Source organism: Streptococcus sp. Marseille-Q5986, from assembly GCF_946902915.1.
Taxonomy (GTDB): domain Bacteria; phylum Bacillota; class Bacilli; order Lactobacillales; family Streptococcaceae; genus Streptococcus.
In genome coordinates this window covers 37,648-53,592 of record NZ_CAMPPY010000008.1, presented here as the reverse complement: position 1 = coordinate 53,592, position 15,945 = coordinate 37,648, and the positions used below count along the sequence as shown (strand labels likewise).

General features: G+C 43.1%; 20 protein-coding genes. 12 read left to right on the top strand and 8 right to left on the bottom strand.

Annotation, left to right across the window (positions count from 1 at the left end):
* Positions 1-32 precede the first annotated feature (32 nt).
* From fabK to OVN21_RS09310, 12 genes are read left to right on the top strand one after another with little or no spacing between them, the layout of a single operon-like run.
* Positions 33-1,007: an enoyl-[acyl-carrier-protein] reductase FabK gene (gene fabK / locus OVN21_RS09365; protein ID WP_267248218.1), complete on the top strand. Its 975-nt coding sequence runs from the start codon at positions 33-35 to the stop codon at positions 1,005-1,007.
* Positions 1,000-1,920: an ACP S-malonyltransferase gene (fabD, locus tag OVN21_RS09360; RefSeq protein WP_267248217.1), complete on the top strand. Its 921-nt coding sequence runs from the start codon at positions 1,000-1,002 to the stop codon at positions 1,918-1,920. The genes fabK and fabD overlap by 8 nt, the downstream gene beginning before the upstream one ends.
* Before the next feature lie 45 nt (positions 1,921-1,965).
* Complete coding sequence (fabG, locus tag OVN21_RS09355; RefSeq protein WP_267248216.1) at positions 1,966-2,697, top strand: 3-oxoacyl-[acyl-carrier-protein] reductase; 732 nt, start codon at positions 1,966-1,968, stop codon at positions 2,695-2,697.
* Between the two features lie 28 nt (positions 2,698-2,725).
* Positions 2,726-3,961: a beta-ketoacyl-ACP synthase II gene (gene fabF / locus OVN21_RS09350; RefSeq protein ID WP_267248215.1), complete on the top strand. Its 1,236-nt coding sequence runs from the start codon at positions 2,726-2,728 to the stop codon at positions 3,959-3,961.
* Between the two features lie 2 nt (positions 3,962-3,963).
* The gene (gene accB / locus OVN21_RS09345; RefSeq protein WP_267248214.1) at positions 3,964-4,446 is read left to right on the top strand and encodes an acetyl-CoA carboxylase biotin carboxyl carrier protein; all 483 of its coding nucleotides are present in this window, start codon (positions 3,964-3,966) and stop codon (positions 4,444-4,446) included.
* Positions 4,443-4,865, top strand: coding sequence for a 3-hydroxyacyl-ACP dehydratase FabZ (gene fabZ, locus OVN21_RS09340; protein WP_267248213.1), 423 nt, complete (start codon positions 4,443-4,445; stop codon positions 4,863-4,865). Before accB ends, fabZ begins: the two co-directional genes overlap by 4 nt.
* Before the next feature lie 11 nt (positions 4,866-4,876).
* Positions 4,877-6,244: an acetyl-CoA carboxylase biotin carboxylase subunit gene (gene accC / locus OVN21_RS09335; RefSeq protein ID WP_267248212.1), complete on the top strand. Its 1,368-nt coding sequence runs from the start codon at positions 4,877-4,879 to the stop codon at positions 6,242-6,244.
* Between the two features lie 36 nt (positions 6,245-6,280).
* On the top strand, positions 6,281-7,147 hold the full coding sequence (gene accD, locus OVN21_RS09330; RefSeq protein ID WP_267248211.1) for an acetyl-CoA carboxylase, carboxyltransferase subunit beta: 867 nt from the start codon (positions 6,281-6,283) through the stop codon (positions 7,145-7,147).
* Positions 7,144-7,911, top strand: a complete 768-nt coding sequence (locus tag OVN21_RS09325; protein WP_267248210.1) for an acetyl-CoA carboxylase carboxyl transferase subunit alpha — start codon at positions 7,144-7,146, stop codon at positions 7,909-7,911. Before accD ends, OVN21_RS09325 begins: the two co-directional genes overlap by 4 nt.
* A gap of 10 nt (positions 7,912-7,921) precedes the next feature.
* Positions 7,922-8,254: a bacteriocin gene (locus OVN21_RS09320; protein ID WP_267248209.1), complete on the top strand. Its 333-nt coding sequence runs from the start codon at positions 7,922-7,924 to the stop codon at positions 8,252-8,254.
* 27 nt (positions 8,255-8,281) lie between these two features.
* Positions 8,282-8,524, top strand: coding sequence for a hypothetical protein (locus OVN21_RS09315; RefSeq protein ID WP_267248208.1), 243 nt, complete (start codon positions 8,282-8,284; stop codon positions 8,522-8,524).
* Positions 8,525-8,559: 35 nt separating this feature from the next.
* Positions 8,560-9,006 carry a CPBP family intramembrane glutamic endopeptidase gene (locus OVN21_RS09310; protein WP_267248207.1) on the top strand — a complete coding sequence of 149 codons (447 nt, stop codon included), beginning with the start codon at positions 8,560-8,562 and terminating at the stop codon, positions 9,004-9,006.
* Between the two features lie 48 nt (positions 9,007-9,054).
* Here the strand turns inward: OVN21_RS09310 and nusB are convergent, their stop codons facing one another.
* The 8 genes from nusB to gatC all read right to left on the bottom strand — a co-directional run bounded on the left by nusB (position 9,055) and on the right by gatC (position 15,891).
* Positions 9,055-9,477, bottom strand: a complete 423-nt coding sequence (nusB, locus tag OVN21_RS09305) for a transcription antitermination factor NusB (protein WP_267248206.1) — start codon at positions 9,475-9,477, stop codon at positions 9,055-9,057.
* Positions 9,470-9,859, bottom strand: coding sequence for an Asp23/Gls24 family envelope stress response protein (locus tag OVN21_RS09300; protein WP_267248205.1), 390 nt, complete (start codon positions 9,857-9,859; stop codon positions 9,470-9,472). Before OVN21_RS09300 ends, nusB begins: the two co-directional genes overlap by 8 nt.
* A gap of 21 nt (positions 9,860-9,880) precedes the next feature.
* Complete coding sequence (gene efp, locus OVN21_RS09295; protein WP_061476385.1) at positions 9,881-10,441, bottom strand: elongation factor P; 561 nt, start codon at positions 10,439-10,441, stop codon at positions 9,881-9,883.
* A gap of 81 nt (positions 10,442-10,522) precedes the next feature.
* Positions 10,523-11,650, bottom strand: a complete 1,128-nt coding sequence (locus tag OVN21_RS09290) for an SPFH domain-containing protein (protein WP_267248204.1) — start codon at positions 11,648-11,650, stop codon at positions 10,523-10,525.
* Between the two features lie 8 nt (positions 11,651-11,658).
* Positions 11,659-12,615 (bottom strand): zinc-ribbon domain-containing transport protein, encoded by a 957-nt coding sequence (locus OVN21_RS09285; protein WP_267248203.1) that lies wholly within the window; start codon positions 12,613-12,615, stop codon positions 11,659-11,661.
* A 62-nt stretch (positions 12,616-12,677) separates the two neighbouring features.
* Complete coding sequence (gene gatB, locus OVN21_RS09280; RefSeq protein ID WP_267248202.1) at positions 12,678-14,123, bottom strand: Asp-tRNA(Asn)/Glu-tRNA(Gln) amidotransferase subunit GatB; 1,446 nt, start codon at positions 14,121-14,123, stop codon at positions 12,678-12,680.
* Positions 14,123-15,589, bottom strand: coding sequence for an Asp-tRNA(Asn)/Glu-tRNA(Gln) amidotransferase subunit GatA (gene gatA / locus OVN21_RS09275; RefSeq protein WP_267248201.1), 1,467 nt, complete (start codon positions 15,587-15,589; stop codon positions 14,123-14,125). The genes gatB and gatA overlap by 1 nt, the downstream gene beginning before the upstream one ends.
* The gene (gatC, locus tag OVN21_RS09270) at positions 15,589-15,891 is read right to left on the bottom strand and encodes an Asp-tRNA(Asn)/Glu-tRNA(Gln) amidotransferase subunit GatC (protein WP_267248200.1); all 303 of its coding nucleotides are present in this window, start codon (positions 15,889-15,891) and stop codon (positions 15,589-15,591) included. Before gatC ends, gatA begins: the two co-directional genes overlap by 1 nt.
* Positions 15,892-15,945: the final 54 nt, after the last annotated feature.

Here is a 15,945-nt window from a genome sequence, read left to right as displayed (position 1 = left end):
CTATTACGTAAGCAAGGAATGGTGGAGGCACTATGAAAACACGTATTACAGAATTATTGAACATTGATTATCCTATTTTTCAAGGAGGAATGGCCTGGGTTGCTGATGGTGACTTGGCTGGTGCGGTATCAAAAGCTGGTGGTTTAGGGATTATCGGTGGTGGAAATGCACCTAAAGAGGTCGTAAAGGCTAATATCGATAAAATCAAGTCACTTACGGATAAACCTTTTGGTGTCAACATCATGCTCTTGTCACCTTTTGTAGAAGACATCGTTGATCTCGTGATTGAAGAAGGAGTTAAGGTGGTTACAACTGGTGCTGGAAATCCAAGTAAATACATGAACCGTTTCCATGATGCAGGAATTCCAGTGTTTCCAGTTGTTCCTAGTGTTGCTTTGGCAAAACGCATGGAAAAAATCGGTGCGGATGCCGTCATTGCAGAAGGTATGGAAGCTGGTGGACACATTGGTAAATTAACAACTATGACCTTAGTTCGCCAAGTTGCTGCAGCTGTTTCAATTCCAGTTATTGCTGCTGGTGGTATTGCAGATGGTGAGGGGGCAGCGGCTGGGTTTATGCTTGGCGCAGAAGCTGTTCAAGTAGGAACTCGTTTTGTAGTTGCCAAAGAGTCTAATGCTCATCCAAACTATAAAGCTAGAATTTTAAAAGCTCGTGATATTGATACAACGATTTCAGCACAATATTTTGGACACGCAGTTCGTGCCATTAAAAACCAGTTGACTCGTGATTTCGAGCAAGCTGAAAAGGATGCCTTTAAACAAGAAAATCCAGATTTGGAAATCTTTGAGCAAATGGGTGCAGGAGCTTTAGCTAAAGCTGTTGTCCATGGTGATGTGGATGGCGGATCTGTCATGGCAGGTCAAATTGCAGGGCTTGTTTCCAAAGAAGAAACTGTTGAAGAAATCTTAAAAGATATCTACTACGGTGCAGCTGAAAAAATTCAAGAAGAAGCTGCTCGTTGGGCAGGAGTTACAAAAAATGACTAAAACAGCCTTTCTATTTGCGGGCCAAGGTGCTCAGTATATAGGGATGGGACGTGATCTCTATGACCACTATCCTATCGTCAAGGAAACAATTGACCAAGCTAGCCAAGTATTAGGGTATGACCTCCGTGACTTGATTGACAATGATGAAGCAAAGTTAAATCAGACTCGTTACACGCAACCAGCTATTCTAGCTACATCCGTTGCTATTTACCGACTATTGAAAGAAAAAGGCTATCAGCCTGATATGGTTGCTGGTTTGTCTCTTGGAGAATACTCTGCCTTGGTGGCCAGCGGTGCCTTGGATTTTGAGGATGCAGTTGCCTTGGTTGCTAAACGTGGTGCTTATATGGAAGAGGCTGCACCTGCAGGATCTGGAAAGATGGTTGCGGTTCTTAATACTCCGGTAGAAGTGATTGAGGAAGCTTGCAAAAATGCCTCTAAAGTAGGAGTAGTGACTCCAGCCAACTACAATACCCCAAGCCAAATCGTTATCGGTGGTGAGGTGGCTACGGTTGACCGCGCAGTTGAACTCTTGCAGGAAGCAGGAGCAAAACGCTTGATTCCTTTAAATGTATCTGGTCCTTTCCATACAGCTCTTCTTGAACCAGCCAGTCAGCAACTAGCTGGAGCTCTTGAAGGAGTGAGTTTCTCTGATTTTACTTGTCCACTAGTCGGCAATACGGAAGCTGCTGTTATGGAAAAAGATCGAATCCAAGAGCTCTTGACGCGTCAGGTGAAAGAACCTGTTCGTTTTTATGAAAGTATTGCTGTGATGCAGGATGCTGGTGTGAGCAACTTTATTGAAATCGGTCCTGGTAAGATCCTATCAGGATTTGTCAAAAAAATCGATAAAACTGCTCAGCTAGCTAACGTTGAAGATCAAACAAGCTTGGATGCTTTGCTAGGAAACTAGTGACCCCCTTCTCACATAAAATACAACAGGAAACAGGAGAATAGAATGCAACTAAAAAATAAAAATATCTTTGTTACAGGTTCAAGTCGTGGTATCGGACTTGCCATTGCTCACAAATTTGCCAAACTAGGTGCGAATGTAGTCTTGAATAGTCGTGGGACAATCTCAGAAGACTTGCTGGCTGAGTTTTCAAACTACGGTGTCAAAGTGGTACCAATCTTAGGTGATGTTTCAAACTTCGCAGATGCCAAACGTATGGTAGATCAAGCAATTGCAGAACTCAGTTCTGTCGATGTCTTGGTCAACAATGCTGGGATAACTCAAGATACACTCATGCTTAAGATGACAGAAGAAGATTTTGAAAAGGTGATTAAAATCAACTTGACAGGTGCCTTCAACATGACGCAAGCAGTCTTGAAACAGATGATAAAGGCGCGTGAAGGTGCGATCATCAATATGTCCAGTGTGGTCGGTTTGATGGGAAATATCGGGCAGGCCAACTATGCAGCTTCTAAAGCAGGTTTGATTGGTTTTACCAAGTCAGTAGCACGTGAAGTTGCTAATCGCAACGTACGCGTAAATGCTCTTGCACCAGGGATGATTGAATCGGATATGACTGCCGTTTTGTCTGATAAGGTCAAGGAAGCGACATTGGCCCAAGTCCCAATGAAGCGTTTTGGACAAGCAGAACATATTGCAGATGCTACAGTATTCCTAGCTGGACAGGATTATTTGACAGGACAAGTTCTCGCTGTTGATGGCGGACTTAGCATGTAAAAAATAAGGAAAGATATAGGTAAGACAGATGAAACTAAATCGAGTTGTAGTAACAGGTTATGGATTGACCTCTCCGATTGGAAATACTCCAGAGGAATTTTGGAACAGTTTGCAAACTGGTAAAATCGGAATTGGAGAAATCACTAAGTTTGACCACAGCGAATTTGCTGTGCACAATGCGGCAGAAGTTCAAGATTTTCCATTTGATAAATACTTTGTCAAAAAAGATACCAACCGTTTTGATAACTATTCTTTGTATGCCTTGTACGCAGCTCAAGAAGCGGTGACAAATGCTAATCTTGATGTAGAAGCAACTGATAAAGATCGTTTTGGTGTCATCGTTGCCTCAGGTATTGGGGGAATTAAAGAAATCGAAGACCAAGTTATCCGTCTTCATGAAAAAGGTCCAAAACGTGTTAAGCCATTGACACTTCCAAAAGCCTTGCCAAATATGGCTTCGGGAAATGTTGCCATACGCTTTGGAGCAAACGGTGTCTGTAAATCAATCAATACGGCCTGTGCCTCATCAAATGATGCTATTGGAGATGCCTTCCGTTCCATCAAGCTTGGTTTCCAAGATGTTATGTTAGTAGGTGGAGCAGAATCATCTATCACTCCTTTTGCCATCGCTGGTTTCCAAGCATTGACTGCCCTATCAACTACAGAAGATCCAACTCGTGCATCTATTCCATTTGACAAAGACCGTAATGGTTTTGTGATGGGAGAAGGTTCTGGGATGCTGGTTCTTGAGAGTCTTGAACATGCTGAAAAACGTGGAGCGACTATCTTGGCTGAAGTAGTTGGTTATGGAAATACCTGTGATGCTTATCATATGACTTCACCTCATCCAGAAGGTCAAGGTGCAATCAAGGCAATTAAATTAGCTTTGGAAGAGGCAGAGATTTCTCCAGAGCAAGTAGCCTATGTCAATGCTCATGGAACTTCAACTCCTGCTAATGAAAAAGGAGAAAGTAGTGCCATTGTAGCTGTTCTTGGTAAAGAAGTACCAGTATCTTCAACCAAGTCCTTTACAGGACACTTGCTTGGTGCTGCAGGGGCAGTAGAAGCAATCGCTACAATCGAAGCTATGCGTCATAACTTTGTACCAATGACAGCTGGAACAAGTGAGTTGTCAGATTATATCGAAGCCAATGTCGTTTATGGGCAAGGCTTGGAGCAAGAAATTCCATACGCTATTTCAAATACTTTTGGGTTTGGTGGCCACAATGCCGTTCTTGCTTTCAAACGTTGGGAGAATAAATAAGTATGAATTTAAATGAGATCAAAGACTTGATGGCTCAATTTGACCAATCAAGTTTGAGAGAATTTTCTTATAAAAATGGAACGGATGAATTGCAGTTCAGTAAGAATGGAGCAAGAATGGCTTCTGAAGTAACAACTCAAGTTGCTCCAGCGACAACTGCAGTAGCTGCAAGTCCAGTAGTTTCTGCCCCTTCAACTCTAGTAGAGAGTGCAGTGGAAGAAGCTCCAGCTGAAACAAGTGTGGCTGCTGAGGGAGATGTTGTAGAGAGCCCACTTGTTGGAGTGGCTTACTTGGCTGCTGGTCCAGATAAACCTGCCTTTGTAACAGTTGGTGATAGTGTTAAAAAAGGTCAAACATTGGTAATTATCGAAGCCATGAAAGTCATGAATGAAATCCCAGCTCCTAAGGATGGTGTGGTAACGGAAATTCTCGTTTCTAACGAAGAAATGGTTGAGTTTGGTAAAGGATTGGTACGTATCAAATGATTGATATTCAAGGAATCAAAGAAGCCCTTCCCCACCGTTATCCTATGCTCCTGGTAGACCGTGTGTTGGAAGTGAACGAGGACACCATTGTTGCCATCAAAAATGTGACCATCAACGAGCCTTTCTTTAATGGCCATTTTCCTCAATACCCAGTTATGCCAGGTGTTCTGATTATGGAAGCCTTAGCGCAAACAGCTGGTGTTTTGGAGTTGTCTAAGTCTGAAAATAAGGGGAAACTGGTCTTTTACGCTGGTATGGATAAGGTCAAATTCAAGAAGCAAGTTGTACCAGGCGACCAATTGGTTATGACAGCAACTTTTGTAAAACGTCGTGGCACCATAGCTGTGGTTGAAGCAAAGGCTGAAGTGGATGGCAAGCTTGCAGCTAGTGGTACTCTTACTTTTGCAATTGGGAACTAAGGAGGTTCTCCATGTTTCGAAAAATTTTAATTGCCAATCGTGGTGAAATTGCGGTTCGTATTATCCGTGCGGCGCGTGAACTGGGGATTGCGACGGTGGCGGTCTATTCAACTGCCGATAAGGAAGCTCTTCACACACTCCTAGCGGATGAAGCTATCTGTATCGGACCTGGTAAGGCGACAGAGTCTTACCTCAATATCAATGCGATTTTATCTGCTGCAGTCTTGACAGAAGCAAAAGCCATCCACCCAGGTTTTGGTTTTCTTAGCGAAAACTCTAAGTTTGCCACTATGTGTGATGAAGTGGGGATTAAGTTCATCGGTCCTTCTGGGGCTGTAATGGATACCATGGGAGATAAGATTAATGCGCGTGAGCAAATGATCAAGGCTGGGGTTCCAGTTATCCCAGGATCTGATGGTGAAGTTCACACGGCTGAAGAGGCACTTGCAGTTGCAAAAAAAATTGGCTATCCTGTTATGCTCAAGGCTTCAGCAGGTGGTGGTGGAAAAGGGATTCGTAAGGTTGAAAAGGCAGAAGACTTGGTCGCAGCCTTTGAGACAGCATCCAGTGAAGCCAAGGCCAATTTTGGAAATGGCGCTATGTATCTTGAACGTGTGATTTATCCAGCTCGTCATATCGAAGTTCAGATTCTTGCAGATCAAGAGGGGCATGTTGTCCATCTTGGTGAACGGGATTGTTCACTTCAACGGAATAACCAAAAGGTCTTAGAAGAAAGCCCGTCCATCGCGATTGGCAAAACACTTCGTCATGAAATTGGTGCTGCTGCTGTTCGAGCGGCAGAGTCTGTAGGCTATGAAAATGCAGGGACTATTGAGTTTTTGCTTGATGAAGCAAGTAGCAACTTCTACTTCATGGAAATGAATACACGTGTACAAGTAGAACATCCAGTAACAGAGTTTGTTTCAGGTGTTGATATCGTGAAGGAACAGATTCGCATTGCGGCAGGTCAGCCTTTGTCTGTGAAGCAAGAAGATATTGTCCTACGTGGCCATGCCATCGAGTGCCGTATCAATGCAGAAAATCCAGCCTCTAACTTTGCTCCAAGTCCAGGTAAGATTACCAATCTCTATCTACCAAGTGGTGGAGTTGGTTTGCGCGTGGATTCAGCAGTTTATCCAGGCTATACCATTCCTCCCTATTATGATAGTATGATTGCCAAAGTCATCGTTCACGGCGAAAATCGTTTTGATGCCTTGATGAAAATGCAACGTGCCCTCTATGAACTAGAGATTGAAGGGGTGCAGACCAATGCTGATTTCCAGCTTGACCTCATTTCAGATCGCAATGTCATTGCTGGAGATTATGATACTTCCTTCTTGATGGAAACCTTCTTACCTAAATATCAAGAAAAAGAATAAAATGACTTCAAGAGTGTAAACCGAAAAGGGGAATCAATGGCTCTATTTAGTAAAAAGGATAAGTATATTCGGATCAATCCTAACCGTTCCGTAAGGCAGAAACCACAAGCCAAGCCTGAGGTTCCGGATGAACTCTTCTCCCAGTGTCCTGGTTGTAAACACACCATTTACCAAAAGGATCTCGGGAGCGAACGAATTTGTCCCCATTGTAGCTATACTTTCCGTATTTCAGCTCAGGAACGCTTGGATTTGACGATTGATTCTGATAGCTTTGTGGAGATGTTTACGGGTATTGAAACTCAAGATCCATTAAACTTTCCAGGCTACCAGAAAAAACTAGCTAATATGCGTAAAAAGACAGGTTTGGATGAAGCAGTACTGACTGGTACAGCTAGCATCAAGGGACAAAAAGTTGCCCTTGGGATCATGGATTCTAACTTTATTATGGCTTCTATGGGAACCGTTGTGGGTGAAAAAATCACGCGCTTATTTGAGTATGCCACGGTAGAAAACTTGCCAGTCGTACTTTTCACAGCTTCTGGTGGAGCCCGTATGCAAGAAGGAATCATGAGCTTGATGCAGATGGCTAAGATTTCTGCGGCAGTTCAACGTCATTCCAAGGCAGGACTTTTTTACCTAACCATTTTAACCGATCCGACAACAGGTGGGGTGACCGCTTCTTTTGCTATGGAAGGTGATATTATCCTAGCGGAGCCACAGAGTTTGGTTGGGTTTGCTGGGCGCCGTGTTATTGAAAATATAGTTCGTGAGACCTTGCCGGATGATTTCCAAAAGGCAGAATTTTTGCTTGAACATGGATTTGTTGATGCAATTGTCAAACGGAGAGAATTGCCTGAAACAATTGCTAAATTAGTGAGATTGCATGGAGGAAGTCGCGGATGAATATTGCAAAAATAGTCAGAGAGGCACGCGAGCAGAGTCGCTTGACTGCACTTGACTTTGCCAATGGAATCTTTGACGAGTTTATCGAATTGCATGGAGACCGCTCTTTCCGTGATGATGGTGCGGTTATTGGTGGGATTGGCTGGTTAGGTGACCAAGCAGTAACTGTCGTTGGTATCCAAAAGGGAAAAAGTCTTCATGACAACCTCAAACGAAATTTTGGGCAACCTCATCCAGAAGGCTATCGTAAGGCCTTGCGCCTGATGAAACAGGCAGAAAAGTTTGGACGTCCAGTTGTGACCTTTATCAATACGGCGGGTGCTTACCCTGGTGTGGGAGCCGAGGAACGTGGACAAGGGGAAGCAATTGCCCGAAACCTGATGGAAATGAGTGACCTTAAGGTTCCAATCATCGCGATTATTATCGGTGAAGGTGGATCTGGTGGAGCCCTAGCTCTAGCCGTAGCTAACCGTGTCTGGATGTTAGAAAACTCAATCTACGCAGTACTTAGCCCTGAAGGATTTGCCTCTATTCTTTGGAAGGATGGAAGTCGTGCTATGGAAGCAGCGGAATTGATGAAAATCACTTCACATGAACTTCTAGAAATGGGAATTGTAGACAAGATAATTTCAGAAGAGGATTTCTCAAGTAAAGAACTGCTAGGATGGGTTAAAAGTGAATTGCGTGCAGAACTAGATAGGCTGCAAAAACTACCACTCGACCAACTTATTGAAGAACGTTACCAACGCTTTAGAAAATACTAAGAATGACTAAATGAGACTAGAAAGGTCTCATTTTTTATGGAAAAATGCAATTCAGGACGAAAAATTGACAGTTGAGGAGATAGACTATAAAATAGACAAAAAAGATGTATGCTGTAGATGTAGGCTTACAAAAATTTATTTTAAGGAGGTACTTGCAATGACAGGTACAGAACAGTTTGCAGTTCTTTCAACAGAAGAGCTGGATCAGATTTCAGGTGGGAAAGTTATATTTTTAGGTGATTCTGATAATTGCCCCTATCCTGGGGAATTTAGCCCTTACTTAAATTCTAGTTCCCTTAATAACTATAGAAATTCTTGGCGTTATGGATTATTTGCAGGATAGAACATAAAAGGTCACAAGGAGAAGGAAATGAAAAAACTAGGGCATATGGGAGTCTATACATCACTGGTATTTCTATCGGTTTATCTACCAGAGTTAGGGGTTGTGCATCTAACTAAGTTTTTAGGATGGGGGATAGATGGCTATTCTATCATTTCACTTGTTTGGGAACTAGTTCTTGTAGTTTTATTTGTTTTCTGGTTAAAAAAGAAAGAGATGCTCTTTATCTTTGAAAAAAGGCTTGGACTTGGTCAACGATTTTTCCCCTTGTAGTCAGTCTAGTAGCTACTTATTTTGTTCGTCAATTGGTGGATGCTTTTCAGTTACAGTTTCATCACCTAATTGATAACAAGTATATCTTTCAAGACCTTCTTTCGGTTCTATACTCTAATGGGCAACCAACTTTTCTATCAACTATTCTCAGTTTTAGTTTAACAGTAGTCGTCGCACCTATATCAGAGGAACTAATTGACAGAGGGTATTTTATGAATACCTTCTTTCCCCAGTCCAAGTATTATCTGGATGTTATCTTATCAGCTCTTATCTTTGGTCTTGGTCATTTGATCCTAACTCACCGAGATCCTATCAGTTTGACTATTTTTAGTTTTGCTGGTCTCTTCTATGCCCTTGTCTACCGTTGGATAAAGAATTTAAAAATTACCATCCTGTGCCATAGTTTTTTCAATTTTCTCATCTATGCAAAACCTATCTGGATTTTTGTTTATAATTATGTCTATTATCATTTTTTTAGATAGTAGGAGGCAAAGAAAAAGTGTTTGATAGCTATCAAACACTTTTTCTTTTTACTGTTCTTCTGTTACAAACTGGCTGAGCAGTCCATTGATAAAACGGGCAGATTTTTGATCTGAGAAGTCCTTTGCAAGTTCGATAGCTTCATTAACAGCAACAAGCTGAGGAGTGTCAAACGAAGTGATTTCAAAGACTCCCAAGCGAAGGAGGTTTTTCTCCACAAGCGTTAAGCGTTCAATGGTCCAACTTGCTTTTAAATGCTGTGTGATTTGCTTATCTAGTTCTTCCTTTTTAGCTTGAACACCAGAAACGAGGTCTGTCAAAAAGGCTGGAAGTTGTACATCCGTATCTTCGCGATTATGAGTATAGGCGAAGCGACAAGCAGTTTCGACATCCGTACTGAACTCAAGGCTCATGAGAGCTTGAAAAGCGCATTTACGGAGCAGGCGTCTAGATTCTAATAGTGGACTAGTCATTGAGGAAGTCCTCGTCAAATAAATCTTTCAATTCTGGTTTTGGTGTCTTATCTGGGACGATACCGGCAACGTGGATATTGATAGCAGCGAGTTCTACATCAGCCATATCGCGGACTGCATCTTTGACAGCTTTCTGGATAGCAATCGCTACCTGAGGAACTTTTACTCCGTACTCAAGGTAGAGATAGATATCTGCTGTGAGTTCTTCGTCCACGTTTTTAAGATAAACACCACGGCCGAGTGAAAGTTTTGAAAGGGTATCGGATACTGATTTATTTGAAAAAGAGTGTACACCCTCTACCTTTGCAGTAGCAATAGCAATGATTTTTTCAAGTACACGTGGGGCGATAACGATTTCGCCAAGTTGTTCTTCAATTCCCATAGAATGACCTCTTTCTAGAGATTAGGCACGAGAAACGTAAGTTCCTTCTGCAGTGTTGATAACGAGTTTTTGTCCTGCTTCGATGAAGTCTGGAACGTTTACGACAAGTCCGGTTTCCATCGTTGCTGGTTTACCAGAACCTGTAACAGTAGCACCTTTGATAGATGGTTGAGTTTCTGCAACTGTCAATTCAACAGTAGTGGGAACGGTGACGCCAATCACTTCAGTTCCGTAGAATTGGATCTTCACATCAGAGTTTTCAAGGATGTAAAGCAATTCGTTTTCAATGTTGACTACAGGGATTTCGTACTGGTCGTAAGTTTCTGTATTCATGAAGTATGCTGTGTCATCCATTTTGTACAAGTATTGAGCTGGGACAGTCTCGATGATGGCTTGTTCAAATTTTTCCTCTGGACGGTAGCTTGTGTCAAATGTAGAACCAGTACGGACATCACGCAATTTCATACGCATGATTGTGTTTCCTTTACCTGGTTTGTGGTGGCTAGCTTCCAAAACGCGGATCAATTTTCCGTCAGCTGTTTCAAAGGTCATACCAGCCTTTAATTTACTTGCTTCAATCATGTTTTTACCTCTTTAATAAAATAATTTACTCTTTATTGTACCATAAAAGACAACATTACTCAAATGTCAGAAGGAACTTGATTAGTTGACTGGTACGATATTCCCATCCTCGTCTTTGGTGACGAGAACGTATTTTCCATCGACTTCGATGTAAAAATTCTTGCTGGCAGTTTGCCCAGTGTTTTGAGCAGGTGCTTGATTTTGAACTTGTTGGCTTAGTTGACCACCGAGAGTTTGGCCAAGATTCATGCCCATAAACATGTTCATCCCATTACCATTCCCTTCATTGGCAGCTGCAGCAATGAGCGCTTCGTTGCGAGCACGGCGTTCTTCGATTTCAATCGTGTTGTACTTCATTGCTACGAGCTCACTATCAAGCTTGCGAATGATATCAAGACTTTCTTGGTCGTAGCTAAGATCTTCAAGTAAGATATTGGTTGCTTCCATCCCGTAGAGACCTGTCCAAACCTTGTTGACCTCTTGTTTAGTGAGTTCGTTAAAGGTGTCTTGATTGGCATTGAGGCTATAAATATCAACCTTATTTTCGTTGGTGTATTTGGTAATGGCGATTGCGATTTTCGGTGCGATATTTTGACGGAGCGTTCCTTGAGCTACATCTTGGAGAGTAAATGGCTGTCCGTCAGTAATTTGGTGGCTAACAGAGCTCACGTAGAAGAGGACTGGATCTGCTATTTTTACATCAAACAAGCCATAGAAACGGATGTTGAGCAGTTGTTGGTAACGTTCGCTGAAATATTCGACCGCATTTTGTGTGCCGAACTTATTGCCCGCGATGGGTTGCATGCGGATAAAGATGATTTCTTGTTGAGTGATGACTTGTCCACCAAAAGAGAAACGGTTTTTAAAGTTTTTCCAAGTGCCTTTTAAACCACCTTTTTCAAGGAGCCAGGTGTTATCACCAGCTTGCCATTCGTGGCTACCAGCTTCGAGGACTTCACCAAGGAAGCTACCGTTGTTTACCAAAACAGCGGTATAGCCTTGGGGAACGATAACCACACTGCCATCTGACAAGAGTCCAGTATTTTGATTGCTGTGACGCGAATGTCCATCGGAGTCTTTTGTGAGTAATTGTCCCTTGATGGCCAAGGCATCGCTAGAGACATTGTCTGGAAGGACAATGGCTTCCTTAAATTTACTATCATTAAAACTATTTAAGCCTGCTGATAAGGCTGCACATATAAATCCCATAATTCCTCCTAATTATAAAGCTCGTCTTCATCCACAACATCATAGGTGTCCAGTACCCATTGGTTTGGACTACGAGAGAGATTGGCACCACAGTAGTCACAATCGCTAACTGCAGAGATTTTCAATGGCGCGCCACAGTTTGGACAACGACCGCTCACAACTTCGTCGGGATTGACTGTTTGCGTTTGGCTACCATGTTGACGGATAAAGTTCAATTGATACACGGTGAAGAGATCTTTTTTAGGGTTTCCTTCAAGCACATGACGACTCTCATCGTCAATGACATAGTCCCGCAAGGTAGATGACAGAATCACAACTAAGGTATCGTTTCCGTCAGGATTTTCAATGAACTCCTTGATGCGAACATTTTCGATACAAACTTTCTCTAAAACATTGGTTGTTTTAGCTCGAATGTGATCCTCAAGTTGGGTACTGTGTTGGGAGTAGAGACTAGTGCTTTCTATAGCGCGGACAGAGTTCCAATTTTTCTCAGTCCAGGCAACCTGCAATCTAAGGTAGACTTCCTTAACCCAAGATGTGAAGGCTTCCGTGTCAAAGTTTGGATCCCCGTATTTCACACACCTAATGGCCAGTGTGTTGTGTTCAACTCGACGATGGAGAGTTTGATAATCATTACTAGTGTACGTTGAATTCGAATCTCCAGACTTATTCTGCAAGGATTTGACGATAACAACTAGTATGATTCCTCCGACTAATATGAACATAAATCCTAGATAGGGAGAGTTAGCAGAACTGTCAGAGGAAGACCCATATCCAGAGCGGTAGTAGTGGTAGGATGAGCCACCAGAACGACTTCCACCTCCACTTGAGCGACTAGTACTTCTGGAGCTACTGCGGCTACTTCCTCCACTTCTGGAATGTCCGACACCCGCATCAACGATTTGAGGCACGGATAGAAAAATAAGTAATAAACAGGTCATTAAAAGAGCGTAAAACTTTTTCATGTGTCTCCTAACTATATGATTGAAAAGGTAGCTGGCTTGACCATTGGGTGACTACTAGAGAATTAGTCACTTTCTTTCAGCTTCGCCAACTCTTGTGCAAGGAGTTTAAGGGCGACTTGTGGGTTGGCTTGGCCTTTAGTTGCTTTCATGAGGAAGCCTGTGAAGGCTTTGTCTGCGTTGCGTTTGCCTGACTTGAAGTCGGCAACGGCTGCTTCATTATTCGCAAAGACTTGATGAATGATTGGAATCAAGACATCTGGATCTGAGATTTGAACCATGCCTGCTTTTTCCACGTATTCACGCGCGCCACCGCCGTTTTTAGCCAGGTGGACGAAGACTTTCTTGGCAATCTTAGAAGAGATCGTGCCGTCTTCGATGATGGCAATCATTTCTACCAAGTTTTCTGGTGTCAGTTCGATTTGTTCTAGTGTCCTGCCTTCAGCGTTCAAGAATTGAGCGACTTCGCCTTGGAGCCAGTTAGAAACTTGTTTGGCATCACCACCGAGGGCAACAGCTTTTTCAAAGAAGTCAGAAGTGACTTTGTTTGCAGTCAACTGGCTAGCATCGTAGTCTGACAAGCCAAGGTCAGATACGTAGCGCGAACGGCGTTCTTTTGGAAACTCTGGCAATTCTGTTCGCATTTCCTCAATCCACTCGTCTGAAATTTCAAAGAGGGGTAGGTCTGGTTCTGGGAAGTAGCGGTAGTCAGCAGCACCTTCCTTGACACGCATGAGGATAGTTGCTTTGTTAGCTTCATCGTAACGGCGTGTTTCTTGGCGAATTTGACCACCTGAGCGAAGGATTTCAGCCTGGCGTTGGACTTCGTATTCGAGACCCTTACGAACGTTTGAGAAGGAGTTGAGGTTCTTCAACTCAGTCTTGGTACCGAATTTCTCTTGACCATAAGGACGAAGAGAAATGTTGGCATCTACACGCATCGAACCTTCTTCCATCTTAACGTCAGAAATACCAGCGTACTGGATGACTTCCTTGAGGGCAGTCAGATAAGCATAGGCTTCTTCTGGAGAACGCATGTCGGCTTCAGATACAATCTCAATCAATGGAACCCCTTGACGGTTGAGGTCAACATAAGAGTAGCCATCTATACCGTGGGTGTTTTTACCAGCGTCTTCTTCTAGGTGAGCACGTTCGATACCGATTTTCTTAGTTGTACCGTCTTCTAGCTTCACTTCAATCCAACCATTGTAGCCGATTGGCTCATCAAACTGAGAAATTTGATAGGCTTTGGGATTATCAGGATAGAAGTAGTTCTTGCGGTCAAAGTGCATCTTTTTGTGGATGTCCATGTTGAGGGCAAGAGCTGCCTTGATACCGGCATCGACAACACCTTTATTGAGAACTGGCAGAACACCTGGGAAAGACCAGTCAATCACGTTGGTGTTGGCATTTTGGTCGTTTCCAAAGTGGGCAGAAGTAGGTGAGAAGATTTTTGAATTGGTGTTGAGCTCTACGTGGACTTCAAGTCCAATGACTGTTTCAAAGTTCATTAGTTGTCACCTCCAAAAATCACGGGTTGTTGTTTGTGGTAGTCTGTTGTTGCTTCAAAGGCAGCAGTAGCTTGGTAAATGGTTTCCTCAGAGTACTTAGGACCGATCAATTGGAGACCGACAGGTAGACCTTGAGAGAATCCAGCAGGAATCGAAATTCCTGGTAGACCAGCCAAGTTAACTGGGATTGTCAAGAGATCCGCCAAGTACATAGCAACTGGATCGTGGTTGAGCGAATCCAAGTCAAAGGCTACACTTGGAGCAGTTGGTCCCAAAATCAAGTCGTAATCCGCAAAGATGTTTTCGAAATCTTGGATGATGAGGGTACGGACCTGACTAGCCTTTTTGTAGTAGGCATCGTAGTAACCTGATGAAAGGCTGAAAGTTCCTAGCATGATACGGCGTTTCACTTCTTCACCGAAACCTTGGCTACGGCTGTTGACATAGATTTCGTCAAGATTAGTCGCATCCTCTGCGCGGTAGCCGTAACGGATACCGTCAAAACGTTGCAAGTTTGATGAGGCTTCTGATGAAGCGATAATATAGTAAACAGCAACACCGTATTTAGAGTGAGGAAGGCTGACTTCTTCAACGATGGCACCAAGCTTTTCAAAGTGTTTGGCTGCATTCAGAATGGTTTCTTTAACTTCTGGGTCAATCCCTTCACCAAGGTATTCCTTAGGAAAAGCAATTTTCATGCCCTTGATGTCTTGCCCAATTTTGGAAGTAAAGTCAGCAATGCGGACAGGAGCAGAAGTAGAGTCTTTGGCATCTTCGCTAGCAATTGCATTGAGCAAGAGGGCATTTTCTTTAACAGTTGGTGCAAAAGGTCCAATCTGGTCTAATGAGCTACCGAAGGCAATGAGACCGAAACGTGAAACTGTTCCGTAGGTTGGTTTGAGACCAACAATCCCGTTGAAGGCAGCAGGTTGGCGGATGGAACCACCAGTATCAGAACCAAGTGACAAGCGAACTTGTCCTGAAGCCACAGAAGCCGCAGAACCGCTTGATGAACCACCAGGAACCTTGCTATGGTCCCAAGCATTTTTAGTCGCACCGTAGTGAGAAGTCTCACCTGAACCACCCATGGCAAACTCGTCCATGTTGGTTTTTCCGACAATAATCATACCCTTAGCTTTGGCATTGGCAACGGCTGTCGCATCAAAGATAGGCTCGTAGTTGTAGAGCATTTTTGAGGCTGCAGTTGTCAGAATACCGTCTGTAGAGATATTATCTTTAACAGCAAGCGGAATTCCTGAAAGGACATTATCAGCGTCGATTCCAGCTTCATCAATAGCCTTAGCTTGTGCAAGGGCTTGCTCCTCAGCGATGGTAACAAAAGCGTTGATAGCTGTCTCGCGAGATTGGATATCTTCAAGCGTTGCTTGTGTCAATTCAGTTGCTGAAATCTCCTTAGAGACAAGGAGGTTGTGCAAGTCTTCAATCGTTTTGTTATTAAAAGTCATTAGGCATCTCCTCCATCATCTAGGATAGCTGGTACCTTGATATAGTAGTTGTCTTTTTCAGGTACGTTTTTAAACAAGCGGTCGCGGTCTGTTCCTTCTTCAGCCACATCAGGGCGGAGTACAGTCTTGCGGTCAGCCATAGTCGTAGTAGGTGCGACACCATTTGTGTAGACTTCGCCCAGCAATTCAACCATATCAACAATCTTAGACAAGGTTGTTGCAAAGGCAGCAGTTTCTTCTTCAGAGAATCTTAATTTTGAAAGATTGGCAACGTGTGTTACCTCTTCTTGCGTAATTTTCATCTTGCATCCTTTCGTGAAATGATGATTTTTAGTCTGTTCTATTTTACCATATTT